Source organism: Halomonas sp. SL18_1 (genome assembly GCF_055755715.1).
Map to the genome: position 1 here is coordinate 1 of NZ_JBVTRK010000001.1, position 20,443 is coordinate 20,443.

At 63.0% G+C, this 20,443-nt stretch carries 7 protein-coding genes, 2 tRNA genes, 3 rRNA genes and 5 pseudogenes; 4 read left to right on the top strand and 13 right to left on the bottom strand.

Translation table 11 applies throughout. The features are described 5' to 3' along the window. Positions 1 to 140: 140 nt before the first annotated feature. The 7 genes and pseudogenes from rrf to ilvC form a co-directional block, all read right to left on the bottom strand. Positions 141 to 256: ribosomal RNA gene (rrf, locus tag ACSJDS_RS00005) — 5S ribosomal RNA — on the bottom strand. An 83-nt stretch (positions 257 to 339) separates the two neighbouring features. Further along, positions 340 to 3,226, bottom strand: a 23S ribosomal RNA gene (locus tag ACSJDS_RS00010). Positions 3,227 to 3,490: 264 nt separating this feature from the next. Continuing rightward, positions 3,491 to 3,566, bottom strand: a tRNA-Ala gene (locus ACSJDS_RS00015). An 86-nt stretch (positions 3,567 to 3,652) separates the two neighbouring features. Further along, a tRNA-Ile gene (locus tag ACSJDS_RS00020) sits at positions 3,653 to 3,729 on the bottom strand. Positions 3,730 to 3,799: 70 nt separating this feature from the next. After that, a 16S ribosomal RNA gene (locus tag ACSJDS_RS00025) occupies positions 3,800 to 5,337 on the bottom strand. The 16S, 23S and 5S rRNA genes sit together here with 2 tRNA genes alongside, the layout of an rRNA operon. 713 nt (positions 5,338 to 6,050) lie before the next feature. Continuing rightward, positions 6,051 to 6,929 carry a CDP-diacylglycerol--serine O-phosphatidyltransferase gene (gene pssA / locus ACSJDS_RS00030; RefSeq protein ID WP_473031600.1) on the bottom strand — a complete coding sequence of 293 codons (879 nt, stop codon included), beginning with the start codon at positions 6,927 to 6,929 and terminating at the stop codon, positions 6,051 to 6,053. A gap of 149 nt (positions 6,930 to 7,078) precedes the next feature. Next, positions 7,079 to 8,094 (bottom strand): annotated as a pseudogene (gene ilvC, locus ACSJDS_RS00035) (ketol-acid reductoisomerase). A 172-nt stretch (positions 8,095 to 8,266) separates the two neighbouring features. Here ilvC and ilvY point away from each other — a divergent pair. Next, positions 8,267 to 9,154, top strand: a complete 888-nt coding sequence (gene ilvY, locus ACSJDS_RS00040) for an HTH-type transcriptional activator IlvY (RefSeq protein WP_473031601.1) — start codon at positions 8,267 to 8,269, stop codon at positions 9,152 to 9,154. A 92-nt stretch (positions 9,155 to 9,246) separates the two neighbouring features. Here ilvY and ilvN read toward each other — a convergent pair whose 3' ends face one another. The 5 genes and pseudogenes from ilvN to rluD all read right to left on the bottom strand — a co-directional run bounded on the left by ilvN (position 9,247) and on the right by rluD (position 16,580). After that, entirely contained in the window at positions 9,247 to 9,738 is a 492-nt protein-coding gene (gene ilvN / locus ACSJDS_RS00045; RefSeq protein ID WP_473031602.1) for an acetolactate synthase small subunit, read from the bottom strand. Further along, complete coding sequence (locus tag ACSJDS_RS00050) at positions 9,738 to 11,462, bottom strand: acetolactate synthase 3 large subunit (RefSeq protein ID WP_473031603.1); 1,725 nt, start codon at positions 11,460 to 11,462, stop codon at positions 9,738 to 9,740. The genes ilvN and ACSJDS_RS00050 overlap by 1 nt, the downstream gene beginning before the upstream one ends. Before the next feature lie 572 nt (positions 11,463 to 12,034). Continuing rightward, positions 12,035 to 14,617: an ATP-dependent chaperone ClpB gene (gene clpB, locus ACSJDS_RS00055; protein ID WP_473031604.1), complete on the bottom strand. Its 2,583-nt coding sequence runs from the start codon at positions 14,615 to 14,617 to the stop codon at positions 12,035 to 12,037. A gap of 236 nt (positions 14,618 to 14,853) precedes the next feature. Then, positions 14,854 to 15,608: pseudogene (gene pgeF, locus ACSJDS_RS00060) on the bottom strand (peptidoglycan editing factor PgeF). A gap of 11 nt (positions 15,609 to 15,619) precedes the next feature. After that, positions 15,620 to 16,580 (bottom strand): annotated as a pseudogene (rluD, locus tag ACSJDS_RS00065) (23S rRNA pseudouridine(1911/1915/1917) synthase RluD). Between the two features lie 123 nt (positions 16,581 to 16,703). Here rluD and ACSJDS_RS00070 point away from each other — a divergent pair. After that, complete coding sequence (locus ACSJDS_RS00070) at positions 16,704 to 17,525, top strand: outer membrane protein assembly factor BamD (RefSeq protein WP_473031605.1); 822 nt, start codon at positions 16,704 to 16,706, stop codon at positions 17,523 to 17,525. On the opposite strand, the pseudogene ACSJDS_RS00075 reads toward ACSJDS_RS00070, so the two are convergent. Then, a pseudogene (locus tag ACSJDS_RS00075) lies at positions 17,500 to 19,397 on the bottom strand (NAD+ synthase). The gene ACSJDS_RS00070 and the pseudogene ACSJDS_RS00075 overlap by 26 nt on opposite strands. 99 nt (positions 19,398 to 19,496) lie before the next feature. Between ACSJDS_RS00075 and ACSJDS_RS00080 the strand changes: the two are divergent. Further along, positions 19,497 to 19,759 (top strand): annotated as a pseudogene (locus ACSJDS_RS00080) (PP0621 family protein). 138 nt (positions 19,760 to 19,897) lie between these two features. Next, a complete protein-coding gene (locus ACSJDS_RS00085; RefSeq protein WP_473031606.1) occupies positions 19,898 to 20,443 on the top strand; it encodes a GspH/FimT family pseudopilin in 546 nt (181 codons plus the stop codon).

Below are 20,443 nucleotides of genomic sequence, written 5' to 3' on the forward strand. Positions count from 1 at the left end.
CGACGAAACCCAGCCTCTTTCGACGCTGGGTTTCTGAATCAATGCCTGACGATGATTGCGCCGGGCTCCCGGGACTCTCCATGGGAAGCCCCTAGAACGACGAAACCCAGCCTCTTTCGAAGCTGGGTTTCTGAATAAGTGCCTGACGATGACCTACTCTCGCATGGGGAAGCCCCACACTACCATCGGCGCTGAGCGGTTTCACTGCTGAGTTCGGCAAGGGATCAGGTGGTTCCCACTCGCTATGGTCGTCAGGCGAAAACGGTTGGAATCATGCCGACGCTACGTCTCGTCGTATCCGTCAATGTCGCGCGCAATGCGCAGACCCCTTGGGGTTATATGGTCAAGCCTCACGGGCCATTAGTACCGGTTAGCTCAACGCCTTGCAGCGCTTCCACACCCGGCCTATCAACCAGCTGGTCTCGCTGGGCCCTTCAGGAGGCTCGAGGCCTCGGGGATGTCTCATCTTGAAGGGGGCTTCCCGCTTAGATGCTTTCAGCGGTTATCCCGTCCGCACATAGCTACCCGGCAATGCCACTGGCGTGACAACCGGAACACCAGAGGTGCGTCCACTCCGGTCCTCTCGTACTAGGAGCAGCTCTTCTCAAACATCCAACGCCCACGGCAGATAGGGACCGAACTGTCTCACGACGTTCTAAACCCAGCTCGCGTACCACTTTAAATGGCGAACAGCCATACCCTTGGGACCGACTTCAGCCCCAGGATGTGATGAGCCGACATCGAGGTGCCAAACACCGCCGTCGATGTGAACTCTTGGGCGGTATCAGCCTGTTATCCCCGGAGTACCTTTTATCCGTTGAGCGATGGCCCTTCCATACAGAACCACCGGATCACTAGAACCTACTTTCGTACCTGCTCGACGTGTCTGTCTCGCAGTTAAGCACCCTTATGCTCTTGCACTCATTGCACGATTTCCGACCGTGCTGAGGGTACCTTCGTGCTCCTCCGTTACGCTTTGGGAGGAGACCGCCCCAGTCAAACTACCCACCACACACTGTCCTCGATCCGGATCACGGACCTGAGTTAGAACGCCAATGATGCCAGGCTGGTATTTCAAGGTCGGCTCCACCCGAACTGGCGTCCGGGTTTCCAAGCCTCCCAGCTATCCTACACAGGCAACATCAGCGTCCAGTGTGAAGCTATAGTAAAGGTTCACGGGGTCTTTCCGTCTAGCCGCGGGTACACAGCATCTTCACTGCGATTTCAATTTCACTGAGTCTCGGGTGGAGACAGCGTGGCCATCATTACGCCATTCGTGCAGGTCGGAACTTACCCGACAAGGAATTTCGCTACCTTAGGACCGTTATAGTTACGGCCGCCGTTTACCGGGGCTTCGATCAGGAGCTTCGCCCGAGGGCTAACACCATCAATTAACCTTCCGGCACCGGGCAGGCGTCACACCCTATACGTCCGCTTACGCGTTTGCAGAGTGCTGTGTTTTTAATAAACAGTTGCAGCCACCTGGTATCTTCGACCGCCTTCCGCTCCGGCCGCGAGGGCCTTCACGTAGTGGCGGCGTGCCTTCTCCCGAAGTTACGGCACCATTTTGCCTAGTTCCTTCACCCGAGTTCTCTCAAGCGCCTGGGTATTCTCTACCTGACCACCTGTGTCGGTTTGGGGTACGGTCCCACTGTATCTGAAGCTTAGAGGCTTTTCCTGGAAGCGTGGCATCGATGACTTCCACCCGTGGGGTGTTCGTCTCGCTTCTCGGCCTTAGGGATCCGGATTTGCCTGAACCCCCAGCCTACAAGCTTTCACCAGGACAACCAACGCCTGGCTCACCTAGCCTTCTTCGTCCCCCATCGCAATACAGTGAGGTACGGGAATATTGACCCGTTTCCCATCGACTACGCCTTTCGGCCTCGCCTTAGGGGCCGACTCACTCTGCTCCGATTAGCGTCGAACAGAAACCCTTGGTCTTCCGGCGGGGGAGTTTTTCACTCCCCTTGTCGTTACTCATGTCAGCATTCGCACTCGTGATACCTCCAGCAAGCCTCTCGACTCACCTTCGTCGGCGTACACGACGCTCCTCTACCGCTTGCCATTCGGCAAGCCCGTAGCTTCGGTACCTGGTCTAGCCCCGTTACATCTTCCGCGCAGGCCGACTCGACTAGTGAGCTATTACGCTTTCTTTAAAGGATGGCTGCTTCTAAGCCAACCTCCTAGCTGTCTGAGCCTTCCCACATCGTTTCCCACTTAACCAGGATTTGGGGACCTTAGCTGACGGTCTGGGTTGTTTCCCTTTTCACAACGGACGTTAGCACCCGCTGTGTGTCTCCCACGCTGGCACTCACCGGTATTCGGAGTTTGCCTCGGGTTGGTAAGTCGGGATGACCCCCTAGCCGAAACAGTGCTCTACCCCCGGTGGTGATACGTGAGGCGCTACCTAAATAGCTTTCGAGGAGAACCAGCTATCTCCGGGCTTGATTAGCCTTTCACTCCGATCCACAAGTCATCCAAATCTTTTTCAACAGATCCTGGTTCGGTCCTCCAGTTGATGTTACTCAACCTTCAACCTGCTCATGGATAGATCGCCCGGTTTCGGGTCTATATCCAGCGACTGGTCGCCCAGTTAAGACTCGGTTTCCCTACGCCTCCCCTAATCGGTTAAGCTCGCCACTGAATATAAGTCGCTGACCCATTATACAAAAGGTACGCGGTCACACGACGAGCGTGCTCCCACTGCTTGTACGCATACGGTTTCAGGATCTATTTCACTCCCCTCGCCGGGGTTCTTTTCGCCTTTCCCTCACGGTACTGGTTCACTATCGGTCAGCCAGGAGTATTTAGCCTTGGAGGATGGTCCCCCCGTCTTCAGTCAAGGTTTCACGTGCCCCGACCTACTCGATTTCACTGGATCAGGCTTTCGGCTACGGGACTATCACCCGCTATGGTCGCGCTTCCCAGCGCGTTCGCCTAACCATTCACCAGCTTAAGGGCTGGTCCCCGTTCGCTCGCCGCTACTGGGGAATCTCGGTTGATTTCTTTTCCTCGGGGTACTTAGATGTTTCAGTTCCCCCGGTTCGCCTCCCAACACCTATGGATTCAGTGTGGGATACCCTGCTGATGCAGGGTGGGTTTCCCCATTCAGAGATGCCCGGGTCACAGGTTGTTTGCCACCTCGCCGAGCCTTATCGCAGGCTTCCACGTCTTTCATCGCCTCTGGCTGCCTAGGCATCCACCGTATGCGCTTAATCGCTTGACCATATAACCCGAAAGGGTCTGGTCGGCGATTACGTACGACAATTGCCGGATACGCTTGAGACGTATCTCATGTCCTTTCTTCTCAGAAAGGAACTTGTCAGCATGATTCACATTGTTAAAGAGCATTTAGAGCGGTAAGCCCTAAGCTGTAAGCTTTAAGTCAACACCTTGCAGTGTCGTCAAAGCTTATAGCTTAGCGCTAACGTTAGACTGTTTTGATGGGGTTTTCTTACAGCTTCAAGCTTACGGCTTAAGGCTGAGAAGATGGTGGAGCCAAGCGGGATCGAACCGCTGACCTCCTGCGTGCAAGGCAGGCGCTCTCCCAGCTGAGCTATGGCCCCGAAGGAAATTTGTGTGAGACAAGGCGCTTCGATGCGACGCATAGCCTGCTATGCGAGTATCGAAGCAACGCAGTATCACGCAAATTTGGTGGGTCTGGGCAGACTTGAACTGCCGACCTCACCCTTATCAGGGGTGCGCTCTAACCAACTGAGCTACAGACCCAAACAGTCTTTGCTCTGGCCGATCAGGTAATTCATTGTGAGCACTTGCCGCGAGGCGGCGATATGTCGTTTAAGGAGGTGATCCAGCCGCAGGTTCCCCTACGGCTACCTTGTTACGACTTCACCCCAGTCATGAACCACACCGTGGTGATCGCCCTCCGAAGTTAGGCTAACCACTTCTGGTGCAGTCCACTCCCATGGTGTGACGGGCGGTGTGTACAAGGCCCGGGAACGTATTCACCGTGACATTCTGATTCACGATTACTAGCGATTCCGACTTCACGGAGTCGAGTTGCAGACTCCGATCCGGACTGAGATCGGCTTTATGGGATTAGCGCACTCTCGCGAGTTGGCAACCCTTTGTACCGACCATTGTAGCACGTGTGTAGCCCTACCCGTAAGGGCCATGATGACTTGACGTCGTCCCCACCTTCCTCCGGTTTGTCACCGGCAGTCTCCCTAGAGTTCCCGACCGAATCGCTGGCAAATAGGGACAAGGGTTGCGCTCGTTACGGGACTTAACCCAACATTTCACAACACGAGCTGACGACAGCCATGCAGCACCTGTCTGAGAGTTCCCGAAGGCACGAATCCATCTCTGGAAACTTCTCTCGATGTCAAGGGTAGGTAAGGTTCTTCGCGTTGCATCGAATTAAACCACATGCTCCACCGCTTGTGCGGGCCCCCGTCAATTCATTTGAGTTTTAACCTTGCGGCCGTACTCCCCAGGCGGTCGACTTATCGCGTTAACTGCGCCACAAAGTCCGCGAAGGACCCAACGGCTAGTCGACATCGTTTACGGCGTGGACTACCAGGGTATCTAATCCTGTTTGCTACCCACGCTTTCGCACCTCAGTGTCAGTGTCAGTCCAGAAGGCCGCCTTCGCCACTGGTATTCCTCCCGATCTCTACGCATTTCACCGCTACACCGGGAATTCTACCTTCCTCTCCTGCACTCTAGCCTGACAGTTCCGGATGCCGTTCCCAGGTTGAGCCCGGGGCTTTCACAACCGGCTTATCAAGCCACCTACGCGCGCTTTACGCCCAGTAATTCCGATTAACGCTCGCACCCTCCGTATTACCGCGGCTGCTGGCACGGAGTTAGCCGGTGCTTCTTCTGTGGGTGATGTCCTTCTTCCGGGGTATTAACCCGAAAGCCTTCTTCCCCACTGAAAGTGCTTTACAACCCGAAAGCCTTCTTCACACACGCGGCATGGCTGGATCAGGGTTGCCCCCATTGTCCAATATTCCCCACTGCTGCCTCCCGTAGGAGTTCGGGCCGTGTCTCAGTCCCGATGTGGCTGATCATCCTCTCAGACCAGCTACGGATCGTCGCCTTGGTGAGCCATTACCTCACCAACTAGCTAATCCGACATAGGCTCATCCGATAGCGCAAGGTCCGAAGAGCCCCTGCTTTCTCCCGTAGGACGTATGCGGTATTAGCCTGAGTTTCCCCAGGTTATCCCCCACTACCGGGCAGATTCCTATGCATTACTCACCCGTCCGCCGCTCGACGCCCGGGAGCAAGCTCCCGTCGTTTCCGCTCGACTTGCATGTGTTAGGCCTGCCGCCAGCGTTCAATCTGAGCCATGATCAAACTCTTCAGTTTAAGATCATATAGTTCTTGCCCTCCCGAAGGAGGAAGCGAACCAAACTTGGCTCAAGGTTCAAACGTTCTCAAAAAGACCCGAAAGTCTTTGACGAGTCGCTTGCCTTGATAATGGTGTGACTTCTCACCACCTCATCGACAAGCGCCCACATGAATTACCTGATCGATTGTTAAAGAGCGGCTCCGAGCTCTCTAAGGAGCGGAGCGTCTCGCTTGCCGCCGTGACCGGTGCTTCCGGCCTCGCCAGCGCCCTGCGAGGAAGGCGTATTCTACTGAACCGGCCGAGTTTGTCAACTCTCTTCGCCGCCTCACTGCCGTGAGCGTGGCGCCGAAGCCCAGCGTTGCTGGTGGCCGCCCAGAGCCCCTGACGGGCCTCTGTATCGAGTGGAGCGCATTCTACCGAATCCGCCGCGGGCGTCAAGTCGGAATTTTGCGAAGCGATTCGAAAAACCCAAAGCGAGACAACCACTTACCACTCTTGTCACCGCCTGCAACGTTGCCCGTTGCCGGCAGCGGATGCGTACTTTACGGCTTTCCCGGACAACTGCAAGGGGCAGCCGTAAAAATATTTCAGGCGCATGGCCACGCCATGACGAGACGATGGCGCCGGGGATATCCACAGGCGCTCGCCGGCGACCCCCTGTGGATGCTTTTGCGCCCCGGGCAGAGACGACAGCGCCCGCACGAGGCGGGCGCTGTCGAAACTCCTGCCTTCACCCGCTCGCTGGGGGCTGCTTGAGCTTGCGCATCACGGCAAGCGTTGGCCCGGAAGCGACATAGGCACCGAACAGCAGCAGCAGCATCACCGAGGGCTGCATGGAGATCACCACGAAGCCCAGCACGATGGCCAGCAGCACCACGAAGGGCACCGGCCCTTTGAAGTCGATATCCTTGAAGCTGTAATAGCGGATATTGCTGACCATCAGCACGCCGGACACGGCCACCACCAGCAGCATCAGCAGCTTGAAGCCCATCGCATCGGCATCGAAGCTATGGAAGGTCCAGACGCTGGCCGCCACGAAGGCCGCCGCCGAAGGGCTCGGCAGCCCGATGAACCACTTCTTGTCGACGCTGCCGATCTGGACATTGAAGCGTGCCAGCCGCAGCGCGGCACAGGCCACGTACAGGAAGGCCACCACCCAGCCGGTCTTGCCGATGTCCTGAAGAATCCAGGTGAAGGCCACCAGCGCCGGCGCCACGCCGAAGGAGAGCATATCGGAGAGGCTGTCGTACTCGGCACCGAAGGCACTCTGGGTATTGGTCAGTCGGGCCACGCGGCCATCCAGGCCGTCGAGCACCATGGCAATGAAGATCGCCACCGCGGCCGCGGAAAAGTCACCGTTGATCCCCGCGACCACCGCAAAGAAGCCGGCAAACAGCGCCGAGGTGGTAAAGAGGTTGGGGAGCAGATAGATACCCTTGCGCCGCACCTTCTTGCCGCCCTCGATCGACTCCTCGATGACTTCCGTTTCCCGCACGAAAGCGGCAGCCAGGTCTTCATCGGTAGCCGATCGGGCGCCCGGCTCGACGCCTTCGGGCTCACCATCGCGACGCGCCGGTTCATGCTCGGTCTTGTGGGGGTCCTGACTCATGCGTCTCGTCCATTGCCATAATGAAGCCGCCCGCAGGCGTACCATCATTCTACACGGTGTCGCCAGGTCGAGACGAGCAGCCACCCACCCACAATGCGAGAAGGGCGCGGAAAACCGCGCCCTTCTCGACATGCGACCGATCGCAAGCCTTAGTTCTTGGACTTGTCGACCAGCTGGTTGGCAGCGATCCACGGCATCATGCCGCGCAGCTTGGCACCCACAGTCTCGATCTCATGCTCGGCGTTCAGGCGGCGACGCGCGGTCATCGACGGGTAGTTGGAGTTACCCTCGTTGATGAACATCTTGGCGTACTCGCCGGTCTGGATGCGCTTGAGAGCATTGCGCATGGCGGCGCGGGACTCGTCGTTGATCACCTCGGGACCGGTCACATACTCGCCATACTCCGCGTTGTTGGAGATGGAGTAGTTCATGTTGGCGATGCCGCCCTCGTACATCAGGTCGACGATCAGCTTGAGCTCGTGCAGACACTCGAAGTAGGCCATCTCCGGCGCGTAGCCCGCCTCGGTCAGCGTTTCGAAGCCGGCCTTGACCAGCTCGACCGCGCCGCCGCACAGCACGGCCTGCTCACCGAACAGGTCGGTCTCGGTCTCGTCCTTGAAGGTGGTCTCGATGATGCCGCTGCGCCCCCGCCGACGCCGGCCGCATAGGAGAGCGCCAGCTCCTTGGCCTTGCCCGAAGCATCCTGGTGGATGGCGATCAGGTCGGGGATGCCGCCGCCCTTGACGAACTCGGAGCGCACGGTGTGACCCGGCGCCTTGGGGGCGATCATGATCACGTCCAGATCCTTGCGCGGCTCGATCTGGTTGTAGTGAATGTTGAAGCCATGCGCGAAGGCCAGGGTGGCGCCCTGCTTCAGATTCGGCTCGACCTCATTCTCGTAGATCGCCTTCTGGTTCTCATCCGGCGCCAGGATCATCACCACGTCGGCGCTCTGGCACGCCTCAGGCACGGAAGCGACCTTGAGGCCGGCGGCCTCGGCCTTGGCGGCGGAGGAGGAGCCTTGGCGCAGGGCCACGGTGACATCGACACCGGACTCCTTGAGGTTGTTGGCATGGGCATGCCCCTGGGAGCCATAGCCCACAATGGTGACCTTCTTGCCCTGAATGAGGGAGAGATCGCAGTCCTTGTCGTAATACACGCGCATGATGTGCTCCTGAACGGAAGAGGTTGAAAGCGATGTCAGCGTTGATGGCCACCCGCGCCGTCTGTCGCGGCGCTGGGATCTCGTCGTCCGATGGCTCCACCTTACGCCAGGACACACATTGCGTAAAACGCTATATTTGCAATACAACATCCCAGAAGATGCAATATACCCCATGGATATTCGCCCGCTGCAGCAGTTCCTGGCCCTGGCCGACACCCTGCACTTCGGTCGCGCCAGCGAGCTCTGCCATGTCAGCCCCTCCACGCTCAGCCGCACCATTCGCCAGCTCGAGAACACCCTTGAGGTGACGCTGTTCGAACGCGACAACCGCCACGTAGCCTTGACCCACCATGGGCTCACGTTCCTGACCTTTGCCCGGGAAACCGTGGCTCAGTGGGAGCTGCTGCGGCAAACGTTGAGCGCGGACAACGACGGGCTCAGCGGGGAGATCAGCATCTACTGCTCGGTCACTGCCAGCTACAGCTTTCTCTACGACCTGCTCAGCGACTTTCGGCTGCGCCATCCCCGTATCGAGCTCAAGCTGCATACCGGGGACCCCGCCGAGGCCATGACGCGCGTCGTAGGCGGTGACGAGGACATGGCGATCACACCGCGCCCCCGCCGCCCACCGGGGTCGCTGGCCTTCAAGTCGCTGACCCGTTCGCCGCTGGTCTTCATCGCCCCCCAGGCCGCCGCCGGCTGGCTGCCCTCCACCCCCGAGGTTCCCGAGGCCGATGCCTGGGCCGCGGTGCCGATGATCCTCTCCGAGGCCGGCCTGTCGCGGGAATATGCCGATACCTGGTTCAAGGCGCTAGGCATCACCCCACGCATCTATGCCCAGGTTGCCGGCCATGAGGCGATCGTCAGCATGGTCAGCCTGGGCTTCGGGGTGGGGGTGGTGCCCAAGATCGTGCTCGACAACAGCCCGCTGGCCGAACGGGTGCGGGTCTTGCCGGTGAAACCCGAGCTGCCCCACTACGACGTCGGCCTGTGCGTGCTCAATCGGCGACTCAAGAGCCCGCTGATCCAGGCGCTGTGGGAGACCGTGGCCGAGCGGTAGGACCTCGCGGCGCGACTCCAGTGGCGAGACGACATTCGCAAACGTAGAGGCCGCCCCAAGGGGCGGCCTCTGCGTTCTGCGTCGTCGAGTGGCTACAGCGACAGCACCTTGTCCCCGCGGGCAATCCCCGACACCCCGGTGCGCGCCACCTCCAGGATGCCCACCGGCCCCATGGCCTGCAGGAAGGCGTCGAGCTTCGGCGCGTCGCCGGTGATCTGCACGGTGTAGAGGCTTGGCGTCACGTCGACGATCTGCGCACGGAAGATGTCCACCGTGCGCTTGACCTCGTCGCGGGCGGCGCCCAGCGCCTTGACCTTGACCAGCATGAGCTCCCGCTCGATGTGGTTGCCCTCGGTCAGGTCGACCAGCTTGACCACGTCGATCAGCTTGTTGAGGTGCTTGGTGATCTGCTCGATCACCCGGTCGTCACCCACCGTGGTCACGGTCAACCGCGAGAGGGTTTCGTCTTCGGTAGGCGCCACGTTCAGCGTTTCGATGTTGAAGTTGCGCTGCGAAAACAGCCCCACCACACGTGACAGGGCGCCCGGTTCGTTTTCCATCAGAATCGAGATGATATGGCGCATCAGGTCCGCTCCGTCTTGGAAAGCAGCATGTCACGCATGGAGCCCAGGGGCACCTGCATCGGATAGACGTGTTCCCGCGGATCGACGATGACGTCGAGGAACACCAGCTCGTGCTTGTCGGCGAAGGTCCGTTCCAGCGCCGGCGCGAGCTCCTCCATGGTTTCCACCCGCAGTGCGGTAAAGCCATAGGCCTCGATCAGCTTGGCGAAATCGGGCAGCGACTCCATGTAGGAGTGTGCATGGCGCGACTTGTAGTTCAGGTCCTGCCACTGGCGCACCATGCCCAGCGAGGCATTGTTCAGGTTGACGATCTTTACCCCGCCGCCAAACTGCTTACAGGTGGAGAGCTCCTGCATCATCATCTGGAAGCTGCCCTCGCCGGTCACGCAGACCACCTGCTCGTCGGGGAAGTTCTGCTTGATGCCCATGGCCGCCGGGAAGCCGAAGCCCATGGTGCCGAGCCCGCCCGAGGTGATGAAACGGTTGGGCTTGTCGAACTTGTAGTACTGGGCGGCAAACATCTGGTGCTGACCCACGTCGGTGGTGACGTAGGCCTCGCCGCGGGTCGCCTCGCACAGCGCCTCGATCACCTCCTGAGGCTTGAGCATCTCGCCCGCCTGGGAGGGCTCATAGAGCTTGCCATGACGCTCCTCACGCCAGCCCTCGATCTTGCCCCACCACTCGGCCAGCGCCTCCGGGTGGGCGACCTCCTTGCCCTGCACCAGGCTGATCATTTCGTTGATCACGCTGCCCGCCGGACCGACGATGGGCACATCGGCGCGCACCGTCTTGGAGACCGAGCTGGGGTCGATGTCCACGTGGATGATCTTGGCCGTGGGGCAGAACTTGGAGGTGTTATTGGTCACCCGGTCATCGAAGCGCGCGCCGATGGCGACGATCAGGTCGGCATGGTGCATGGCCATGTTGGACTCATAGGAGCCATGCATGCCCAGCCAGCCCAGGCACTGACGGTCGCTCTGGGGGTAGGCACCGATACCCATCAGGGTGGTGGTGATGGGGTAGCCCAGCCGCTTGACCAGGTCGGTCAGCCCCTCGCAGGCCCGCCCGGTGACCACGCCGCCACCGGTGTAGAACACCGGCCGCTTGGCCTTGAGCATCATCTCCACGGCCTTCTTGATCTGGCCGGTGTGGCCGCGAGCCACCGGATTGTACGAGCGCATCTTGACCTTTTTCGGATAGACGTACTCGTAGCGCTCGGTGGGGGCCGTCATGTCCTTGGGAATGTCCACTACCACGGGGCCGGGACGGCCGGTGGAGGCCAGGTAGTAAGCCTTCTTTAGGACTTCCGGAATCTCGGTGGGATGCTTGATCGAGAAGCTGTGCTTCACGATCGGGCGGGTCACCCCGATGATGTCGGTCTCCTGGAAGGCGTCATCGCCGATCAGGTGGCTCATCACCTGGCCGCACAGCACCACCATCGGAATCGAGTCCATGTAGGCGGTGGCGATGCCGGTGACCGCGTTGGTCGCGCCGGGACCGGAGGTGACCAGCACCGTGCCGGGCTTGCCCGAGGCCCGCGCGTAGCCGTCGGCGGCATGGGTGGCCGCCTGCTCGTGGCGTACCAGGATGTGCTTGACCTTGTCCTGGCGGAACAGGGCGTCGTAGATATGCAGCGCCGCGCCACCGGGATAGCCGTAAATGTATTCGACGCCCTCATCCTGCAGGAATCGGGCGATCATGTCCGCGCCGGAAAGCAGTTCCACTTGATGTATCTCCCCTGGAGGTCTCGAGTGCGATCCGTGCCTTTCAGCCAGGCACGGGGTCGAGTGCGGCGGTATGCCGCTGCCGGCCATGCCGGCACCTGATGCCAAACCCTGGCAATTGGCCCTGTTGGGGCCTGCACTCTCATCGGGAACGCCGATTTATCGCGATATAAACCAGCCGTTCCCTCTCGCGGCGGTTTACCGCGTCGGGGCGTTGGCCAGGACGGACGGTTGGTCCGCTCCCGGTAGTCCTTCGGCGGGTAGAGGCGACTCGGCCTACCCTTCGCGCGGGAAAGGGGGTTGCCCGCTGAGGTCCGCGCCCGCAAATCAGGAACGCTCAAGATTCCATTAGCGCTGCAACGGTGTCAACCGCCAGTCGGCGTTTCCCCTCGCCGGGCTGATTCCAGCCAGCCGAAGGCGACAGGCGCCGGACGAAAAAAAACCCGCCGACTTTGCAGCAGGCGGGCCAAGGGGGTTACAGGACGCAACCTGATTTTCAGTGTAGCCGCTCGCTCACCCTGTGCTCAGGCCGCTCGGTAACAGCTTGTGACCGAGCGGCCTGGCGTGGCGGGTTAGCGGCCGAATACCAACCGACCCTCTTCGGCATCCACCCGGATGACATCTCCCGGGGCGAACCGGCCGGCCAGCAGGTCCTGTGCCAGCGGGTTCTCGATGCGACTCTGGATGGCGCGCTTGAGCGGTCGCGCGCCGAACACCGGATCGAAGCCCACCTCGGCCAGCTGGGCCATGGCGGCCTCACTGACCTCGAGGGAGAGGTCGTGCTCGGCCAGGCGGCCGCGCAGGCGGTCGAGCTGGATGCTGGCGATGGCCTGAATCTGCGCCTGAACCAGCGCATGGAAGACCACCACCTCGTCGATACGGTTGATCAGCTCGGGGCGGAAGTGCATGCCCACCACCTCCATCACCGCGCTCTTCATCTGGGCATAGTCCGCCTCGTCGCCGCCCAGGCGCTGGATAATGTCCGAGCCCATATCAGAGGTCATCACGATCACTGTATTGCGGAAATCCACCGTGCGGCCTTGACCATCGGTCAGGCGGCCGTCCTCCAGCACCTGCAGCAGGATATTGAAGACATCCGCATGGGCCTTCTCCACCTCGTCAAGCAGCAGCACCGAGTAGGGTTTGCGGCGCACCGCCTCGGTCAGGTAGCCGCCCTCCTCGTAGCCCACGTAGCCGGGAGGCGCACCAATCAGCCGCGCCACGGAGTGCTTCTCCATGAACTCCGACATGTCGATGCGCACCATGGCCTCTTCGGTATCGAAGAGGAAATTGGCCAGCGCCTTGCACAGCTCGGTCTTGCCCACCCCGGTGGGGCCGAGGAACAGGAAGGAGCCATTGGGCCGGTTGGGATCGGCGAGACCGGCACGGGAGCGGCGCACGGCGTTGGCCACGGCGGTGACCGCCTCCTCCTGGCCGATCACGCGCTTGTGCAGCGCCTCCTCCATGCGCAGCAGCTTGTCGCGCTCGCCCTCGAGCATCTTGGCCACCGGGATACCGGTCCAGCGCGACACCACCTCGGCGATCTCCTCCTCGGTGACGTTGGAGCGCAATAGCGTGTGCTTGGCCGTGTCGGCCTCGGCCTCGCCGCTCTCGGCGATCTTCTTCTCCAGCTCGGGGATCACCCCGTACTGGATCTCGGACATCCGCGCCAGGTCCCCCTGGCGGCGGGCCTGCTCCAGGTCGACGCGGGCCCGGTCGAGCTCGTCCTTGAACTGGGCGGCGCCCTGGATGCTGGCCTTCTCGGCCTTCCAGATCTCGTCGAGATCGGCGTACTCGCGTTCCAGCTCGTCGATCTGCTCCTGCAGGTTCTCCAGGCGCTTCTTCGAGGCCTCGTCGGTCTCCTTCTTGAGATGCTCGCGCTCCATCTTCAGCTGGATCAGGCGCCGGTCGAGGCGGTCCATCTCCTCGGGCTTGGAGTCGAGCTCCATACGGATCCGTGAGGAGGCCTCGTCGATCAGGTCGATGGCCTTGTCGGGCAGCTGGCGGTCGGTGATATAGCGGGTCGACAGCTTGGCCGCGGCGATGATCGCCCCGTCGGTGATGTCGACGCCGTGGTGCACCTCGTAGCGCTCCTTGAGGCCGCGCAGGATGGCCACGGTGTCCTCTTCGCTGGGTTCATCGACCAGCACCTTCTGGAAGCGCCGCTCCAGGGCGGCATCCTTCTCGATGTACTTGCGATACTCGTCCAGGGTGGTGGCGCCCACGCAGTGCAGCTCGCCGCGAGCCAGCGCCGGCTTGAGCATGTTGCCGGCGTCCATGGCGCCCTCGGCCTTGCCGGCGCCGACCATGGTGTGCAGCTCGTCGATGAACAGGATCACCCGACCCTCCTCCTGGGCGAGCTCCTTGAGCACCGACTTCAGGCGCTCCTCGAACTCGCCGCGGAACTTGGCCCCGGCCAGCAGCGCGCCCATGTCCAGCGAGAGCACGCGCTTCTCCTTGAGCCCCTCCGGCACCTCGCCGTCGACGATGCGCTGAGCCAGCCCCTCGACGATGGCGGTCTTGCCCACCCCAGGCTCGCCGATCAGCACCGGGTTGTTCTTGGTGCGCCGCTGCAGTACCTGGATGGTGCGGCGGATCTCGTCGTCGCGGCCGATCACCGGGTCGAGCTTGCCGCTGGCCGCCCGCTCGTTGAGGTCCAGGGTGTACTTCTCCAGCGCCTCGCGCTGATCCTCGGCGTTGGGGTCGTCGACCGCCTCGCCGCCGCGCACGCTGCTGATGGCGGACTCCAGGGCCTTGCGGGTCACCCCGGCCTGGGCCAGCAGCTTGCTCACCACATGCCCCATCTCCAGGATCGCCAGCAGCACCAGCTCGCTGGCGATGTACTGATCGCCGCGCTTCTGGGCCTCACGATCGGTGAGGTTGAACAGCTTGATCAGGTCGCGGGAGGGCTGCACCTCGCCGTCGAACTGAGCGACCTTGGGCAGGTCGTCCAGATGGCCTACCAGGCCGTCCCGCAGCCGGGCGGCGTCACCGCCGGCCTTCTGCACCAGCGCCTTGACACCGGTATCCCGGGCCTCCAGCAGCGCCATCAGCAGGTGGCCCGGTTCCAGTTGATTGTGGCCGCGGCCCACGGCCAGCGACTGGGCATCGGCCACGGCGTTCTGCAGCTTGGCGGTGAACTTGTCGAATCGCATGAATCTTCCTCCATCGGGGTGGCGGCGCGTTCGGACGCACCGCTAAGCCCTGTCAAATCGTCTTGACACATTCAATGGAGTCAGATTGGCCGGCTTTCAAGTCAGGCGCCACAGGAAAGCCATGGCGAGTTGATGCGAGTCAAGGCCGTAAGCCGTAAGCCAGCTTGCCGGCACCGGTCTTGCGAAAAGGGGTTTCATACAGCTTGAAGCTTATAGCTTACAGCTCCCCGAAGGGGTCAGCGCAGCCAGATCACGCTGGCCATGCGGCCGGTATGGCCGTCGTCGCGACGATGGGAGTAGAAGCGCGGCTCGCAGGCGGTGCAGAAGTGGCCGCCGCTGATATGCGATACCCCCAGACGCTCCAACCGCAGCCGGGCGAGCTTGTAGAGATCGGCCATGTAGTGGCCCAGTCGATACGGGCTGGGGTCGAAGGCGCTCTCGGCCTCGGGGTGCACGCCGACGAAGGCCTGGTGCACCTCCGGCCCCACCTCGAACTGAGCGTTGGAGATGGCGGGCCCCAGCCAGGCCATGAGCTCCTCCGGCGGCACGCCGAGTGCCGCCACCGAGGCTTCCAGCACGCCCCCGCCAGGCCACGCCAGCCGGCATGTGCCACGCCCACTCGACTGCCCCGGCAGTCGCAGAAGAATACCGGCAGGCAGTCGGCGGTGAGCACCACGCAGGCGTGGCCGCGGTCGAAGGCCGCCGCGGCATCGGCCTCGGGCGGCGCCGCGGCATAGTGCTGCTGCACCCGTGCGCCGTGCACCTGATCCAGCCACAACAGCGGCCGCTCGTCGCCGATTTCCTTGCCCAGCAGGCGACGGCACAGCGCCACATGGTCGGGATTGTCGCCGACGTGCTCCGCCGGGTTGAAGGCGGCGAAGTCGTTCAGGCTGGGCCCGGTCTCGCGGGTGGTCACGAAGGCCCCCACGCGCTGCGGGGCCGGCCAGTCCGGCTCGATCAGGGTCGGGCGCAGGTCAGGGGCGTCGCTCATGGTGGGGTTCCTCAGCGCATGGTCGCGTGATCATCGCGCAGGTAGTCGATCAGCATCAGCATGTCATCGGGCAGGGCGGCACGGAATTCGACCCGCTCACCGCTGCCCGGGTGATCGAAGGCCAGCTTGCGGGCGTGCAGGGCCTGGCGGGGAAACTCGCGGAGAATCTCCTTGAGCGGCTCGACGGCCCCGGCCGGCAGCTTCAGCCGCCCACCATAGACCGGATCGCCCACCAGCGGAAAGCGCCGATGGGCCAGGTGCACACGGATCTGGTGAGTCCGTCCGGTCTCGAGCCGACAGCGCACATGAGTGTGACCGCGGTAGCGCTCCACTACCCGGTAGTGGGTCACCGCCGGCTTGCCATTGACGGTCACCGCCTGGCGCTTGCGATCCTTGGGATGGCGGCCAATCGGCGCATCCACGCTGCCGCCGGCGGTCATCACGCCGGTGACCACGGCATCGTATTCGCGCGACACCGTGCGCGCCTGGAGCTGCTCCACCAGGGCGGTCTGGGCCGCCAGCGTCCTGGCCACCACCATCAGCCCACTGGTGTCCTTATCCAGCCGATGCACGATCCCGGCCCGCGGCACCGCCACCAGCTCGGGCCAGTGGTGCAGCAGCGCATTGAGCAGGGTACCGTCCAGGATTGCCAGCCGCCGGGTGAACCACCAGCCCGGCCGGCTTGTCAATGACCAGCACCTGGTCGTCTTCGTGCACGACCGTCAAGGGAATCGCCTGAGGCGTGAAGCGGTCATCGTCCTCGAGCTCGGCCACCAGCCGCAATCGCTCACCGCCGGCCAGCCGGTCCTTGGGCTTGCCGGGGCGGCCGTCCACGGTCAGGGCCCCCTGCTTGATCCAGCCCTTGAGGCGCTCGCGGGAGTGGTCGGCGAAGAGTTCGGCGGCGGCCTGGTCGAGGCGAACGCCGGCCAAGGCATCAGGCACACGGTGCTGGGCTTCCAGAGTCTGGGGCATATCGAAGCTGTCGTTTGGGCGGCACCGGAGGACTGCGTTTTCACGCCAGGTGCTTTATAGTGAACGGGTTGTGGCCGATTCTACCATGGCCGACACGGGTTGTTGTTTGATACGAGGATCAGGATGCGCGTTTCCCCCACCGCTAAACGCCTTGTCGCCCTGCTGCTGGCCGCCGCTCTGGTCACCGGCTGCGCCGGCAGGTCTGGCACGGACCCGCAGGACGAATTCGCCGGCGTTGCCGAGCGCGAGCTCTACGAGGAGGCCCGCGACGCCCTCGAGGCCGGTCGCTACACCTCCGCTATCGAGCGCCTGGAGGCCATCGACACCCGCTTCCCCTTCGGCCAGCACGCCGAACAGGCCCAGCTCGAGCTGATCTACGCCTACTACGAGAGCCGCGACTGGGAGGCCACCCGGGCGGCGGCGAGTCGCTTCATCCGGCTGCACCCCACCCACCCGCGGGCCGACTATGCGCTCTACATGCGCGGCCTGGCCGCCTGGCAAGCGGGGCGCTTCAGCCTCGAGCGCCTGCGGCTGATCGACATCTCCAAGCGCGATCTGGGTGCCAGCCGCGACGCCTACACCGACTTCCGCGAACTGGTTAGCCGCTACCCGGACAGCGAGTACGCCCCGGACGCCGAGCAGCGCATCGTCTACCTGCGCAACCTGCTGGCCCGCCAGGAGCTCCACGTGGCCGATTTCTACCTGCGTAAGGGTGCCTATCTGGCCGCCGTGGAGCGCGGCCGCTGGGTGGTCGAGAACTACCCGCAGTCCGAGGCGACCCGCGACGCCCTGGCGATGATGGTGGAAGGCTACCTGGGCCTGGACATGCGCGACCGCGCCCGCGAGGTGCTGGCCGTGCTGATCGAGAACGACCCGGACCACGCCCAGCTGCGCGGGCGCACCTTCCGACCCAGGCACGTCAGCGCCGACTCGCTCTCGGCGTAAAGCGCCGAGCGCCGCAGACTGATGACTGATATCGGCTGACGTCAACCAAGAGCCCCCGCCAGCACAGACTGACGGGGGCTCTCAACATTCTGCCTCGGCACCTGACGCCCGTCACCAAGTCGCTGACCGAACGACGGGAGCCGCGCGGCTCGCACTCCCACTGAAAGGAAATTGAAAGCCGGCGCTGCCATTCATGACAGCGCTGGTTTTTCTTCAAGCTTACAGCTTCAGGCTTCCCGCGCTCATTCCCCGGCTGCCAGCCGTTGACGATGGGGTAGCGGCGGTCGCGGCCGAAGCCGCGGGGCGTCACCCTCACCCCGACCGGGGCCTGGCGTCGCTTGTACTCGCAGCGGTCGACCAGCTTGACCACCTTGTAGACGTCGTCGCGGTCGAAGCCGGCGGCGATAATCGCCTCGGCGCTCATATCGCCCTCGATATAGCGCACCAGGATGGCGTCGAGCACGTCGTAGTCGGGCAGCGAGTCACTGTCCTGCTGGTCCGGCGCCAGCTCGGCAGTGGGCGGACGCTCGATGACCCGCTCGGGGATCGCCGGCGACTGGGCGTTGCGCCAGCGCGCCAGGCGATAGACCCAGGTCTTGTAGACGTCCTTGATGGCGTTGTAGCCCCCACCATGTCGCCATAGAGCGTGGCGTAGCCCACCGCCATCTCGCTCTTGTTGCCGGTGGTCAGCACCATCAGTCCCTTCTTGTTGGAGATCGCCATCAGCAGCACGCCGCGGCAGCGCGACTGCAGGTTCTCCTCGGTGGTGTCGCGGGCGGTGCCGGCGAAGGTATCGGCCAGCGTCTCCATGAAGGCGTCGACCATCGGCTCGATGGGCAGCACCCGATAGCCGACGCCCAGCAGGCGGGCCTGCTCGGCGGCATCCTGCTTGGAGATGTCGGCGGTATAGCGGTAGGGCATCATCACCGCCTGCACCCGCTGCGGGCCCAGGGCATCCACGGCGATGGCCAGCGACAGCGCCGAGTCGATGCCGCCGGAAAGGCCCAGCACCACGCCCTCGAAGCCGCTCTTGTTGACGTAATCGCGCAGCCCGGTGACCAGCGCGCAGTAGAGGCTCTCCTCGGGCTCCGGCTGGGGTTCGATCTCCCCCTCCCGGGGCACCCAGCGGCCGCCCTCCTGCACGAACTGTACCGGCATCAGCCCGGCCGCCCAGTAGGGCGCCAGCACCCGCAGCTCACCCTGCGCATCCACACAGGCCGAGCCGCCGTCGAAGACCAGCTCGTCCTGACCGCCGATGGTATTCACGTAGACCACCGGCAGCGACACGTCGGCGGCCCGCTGTTCGAGCAGCCGCAGCCGCTCGGCGGGCTTGTCCTGATGGTAGGGCGAGGCGTTGAGGGCGATCAGGATCTCGGCACCGGCATCACGCGCCGCCTGCACCGGGCCTCCGTCCCAGAGATCCTCACAGATCAGCAGGCCGAGCTTGACCCCCTTGTGATCGAGCACCAGGCTGCGCTCGCCGGTGCTGAAGTAGCGCCGCTCATCGAACACCTGGTAGTTGGGCAGCGCCTGCTTGGCGTACTCATCGAGCCATTCACCGTTGTAGAGCAGGCCCGCCAGGTTGTAGCCCTTGGCCTCGCGACGACCAGGATAGCCGATGATCACCAGCACGTCGCGGGCCACCTTGGCGGCCATGCGCGCACGCGCCTCGCGCAGCCGCGTTTCCATCGAGGGGCGCAGCAGCAGATCCTCCGGGGGATAGCCGCTCAGAAACAGCTCCGGAAACACCACGATATCGGCGCCATGCTCGATGCGCGCCTCGCGCACGGCTTCGATAGCACGATCGGCATTGCCGGGAATGTCCCCGACCAGCGGGTCCAGCTGCGCCATCACCAGCGTCAAGTCTTGCATGGGCGTAGAAATCTCTCGAGAATCCAGGGTACCCACATTGTCCCGCAAGGGCGCCCGGCTGGCAAAACCGCTCGCCCACACCAGGGAGCCGATACCAGAATGAACCTGTTGCTGATACGTCTGATCATCTTCGCCGTGCTGTTCTTCGCCGGCCTGAAACTCTACCGCATGTACCGCGAGTGGAAGCTGGACCGCGAGGAGCTGCTCGAGGAACAGCCGGGCAGGAGGGCAGCTCCATGGTCCGCTGCAGCTGGTGCCAGGTCCACCTGCCGGAGTCCGATGCCCTGCGCGAACGGGGCGAGTGGTTCTGCTGCAGCGCCCACCGCGATCGCTACCTGGAAGAGAAGCAGTCCGAAGAGTAGGGGCGCCAGCGGCCGGATGACGCTTCCCACAGGGGCTGGCGCACGCTCCCTATCAGCGATGGCTTACAGAACGCTCACCGTGCCGACCTAGAGTGAAGAGACCCTCAGTGACAAGGGACTTCACTCCGGGAGAGCGCCATGCGAGCCGAAGATTCCAGCGGGCCCCTTCCCCGCCGACACCCCCTGTGGACCGCCAGCGGCCAGCGCGGCCTGACGCTGATCGAACTGCTGACCGCCATTGCCCTGATGGCGATCCTGCTGGGCTGGGCCGTTCCCGGCTTCCAGACCCTCAATGCCCGTCAGCAGGTGGCCACCGAGGTGATGCGCCTCAAGACGGCGCTGGCACTGGCGCGCAACACCGCCATCACCCGACGCGCGCCGGTGATGGTCTGCCCCGCCGCCGGCGACGCGAACCAGTGCAACGGCGACCTGAGCGACTGGACGCTACCGCTGCTAGTCGTGCTGAGCCCCAACACGCCAGAGGCCCAGGTGCTACGCCGGCTGCCGGCCAGCCGAGTGCCCTCGCTGAGCTATCGACAGGACCGGGCGGTTCGCTACACGGCCCTGGGGCGCGCCTCCGGCCATAACGGCACCTTTCGCATCTGCGGCCGGCACGACACCGGCTCACAGGTCATCGTCAGCAACTTCGGGCGTGTGCGCGTCAACGCCCAGCGGGACTGTTGA

Bases quoted from the DNA above. Each gene is read 5' to 3' on its own strand.
- pssA (WP_473031600.1), bottom strand. From the start codon at position 6,929: ATGAGTCAGGACCCCCACAAGACCGAGCATGAACCGGCGCGTCGCGAT.
- ilvY (WP_473031601.1), top strand. From the start codon at position 8,267: ATGGATATTCGCCCGCTGCAGCAGTTCCTGGCCCTGGCCGACACCCTG.
- ilvN (WP_473031602.1), bottom strand. From the start codon at position 9,738: ATGCGCCATATCATCTCGATTCTGATGGAAAACGAACCGGGCGCCCTG.
- clpB (WP_473031604.1), bottom strand. From the start codon at position 14,617: ATGCGATTCGACAAGTTCACCGCCAAGCTGCAGAACGCCGTGGCCGAT.
- ACSJDS_RS00070 (WP_473031605.1), top strand. From the start codon at position 16,704: ATGCGCGTTTCCCCCACCGCTAAACGCCTTGTCGCCCTGCTGCTGGCC.
- ACSJDS_RS00085 (WP_473031606.1), top strand. From the start codon at position 19,898: ATGCGAGCCGAAGATTCCAGCGGGCCCCTTCCCCGCCGACACCCCCTG.